The 1,332-nt window shown below is 27.5% G+C and carries 3 protein-coding genes; all 3 read left to right on the top strand.

Going from position 1 to position 1,332, the window contains the following annotated elements:
- Positions 1 to 36 precede the first annotated feature (36 nt).
- The 3 genes from PSF16_RS17365 (at position 37) to PSF16_RS17355 (ending at position 1,220) form a co-directional block, all read left to right on the top strand.
- Positions 37 to 591 (top strand): hypothetical protein, encoded by a 555-nt coding sequence (locus tag PSF16_RS17365; protein WP_272689803.1) that lies wholly within the window; start codon positions 37 to 39, stop codon positions 589 to 591.
- A gap of 3 nt (positions 592 to 594) precedes the next feature.
- A complete protein-coding gene (locus tag PSF16_RS17360; RefSeq protein WP_272689802.1) occupies positions 595 to 795 on the top strand; it encodes a helix-turn-helix domain-containing protein in 201 nt (66 codons plus the stop codon).
- 107 nt (positions 796 to 902) lie between these two features.
- The gene (locus PSF16_RS17355) at positions 903 to 1,220 is read left to right on the top strand and encodes a hypothetical protein (RefSeq protein ID WP_272689801.1); all 318 of its coding nucleotides are present in this window, start codon (positions 903 to 905) and stop codon (positions 1,218 to 1,220) included.
- The last annotated feature ends 112 nt before the right edge of the window (positions 1,221 to 1,332 follow it).

Here is a 1,332-nt window from a genome sequence, read left to right as displayed (position 1 = left end):
AGAATGGCACTATAATTGTTAATGGATATTTTTAATATGTTAAAAAGTAACAAAAAATTATTTTATTATTCGTATTTTATTGCTTTTTCTTTTTTTATGATGGGCATCACAAATATACTTTTTGATTACTACTTCTGGTTTACTCAGAAAGCATATATGCTATCCGGAATAATTGAAACAATAGCTCCCCAATTACTGGATAAAAGTATTGAATTGACATCCGTTAGTATTATATTACTGGTGATTTTAACACACATTCCTGTTTTAATATCATCACTCAGTTCATTTTTTGTTGGTTATTTCTTTTTTAAAGCATCACGGGGTGAAATATGGACAAAAAAAAATATAAAAATTCTACTTATAGCGGGAATATTAATGATGATAAGACCCATCATTAATGGGGTGATGAAATCATTAGAATCTTTAGCATTGTCAATCAGCTTACCAGCAGGAGAAAAAATATTTATAGTTAATATCGGTATTTCTACTGATGGGGTTAGTGATATGCTTTATGGAGTAATGATTGTTTCTTTAGCATTGATAATGAAAGAAACGATAAAAATTAGTGATGAAAATAAATTGTATATATAGATTATGCCAATAACAATACACTTAAATATTTTGATGGTAGAAAGAAAAATTAAATCAAAGGATCTTGCTTTAGAACTTGGTATCACAGAAGCCAATTTATCTTTATTAAAAAATGGAAAAGTGAAAGGAATTAAATTTTCAACGCTTGAAAAATTGTGTGAAATTTTAAACTGTACCCCTGGAGATATTATTAAATACACTTAAACTTACCTTCATAAATGAAATTTGTTAAATCCAATTGGTTGTTCAATTGATATGCTGCATTTTAATATGCTGTCTCGGTTTGAAATGTTAAATTAAGGGGTTTTATTTTGAATATAAAAACAATTCTTGGGTTTTTGATTTTAATATCATTCAGTAGTCATGGTTTGAGTTATAAAACCGTCATAAAAAACAGTGTAATATATCCAAATTCTTACACTAACAAGGATGATAATATTGGCATTCCATCTTTAGGAATAAGCATTACTCCAGAAAAAAAGAATTTTAATGATGGGATGTTATCTGTGAGAGATGCGCAAACAAATAGGCAATTACTTAATGAAAGACAAGAAAACTTTTTTCTAAATGAGAATAAAGGTGATAATAACCCTTCAACTGGAATCAAAATAACTATACCTCTATTTTAAGGTGAAAGTAATACGTACTTTTGGTAAAGGAAGGTACATATTACCTGATGATAGAATACTGCCTATTTTAGGTTAATTAAACAATATAATGTGTAACATTTTACTGAATTAC

Origin of the sequence: Providencia sp. PROV033 (genome assembly GCF_028484855.1) — a bacterium.
GTDB lineage: Bacteria > Pseudomonadota > Gammaproteobacteria > Enterobacterales > Enterobacteriaceae > Providencia > Providencia alcalifaciens.
Note: the sequence above shows the minus strand (reverse complement) of the source record. Positions and strands in the feature narration are given on the sequence as shown.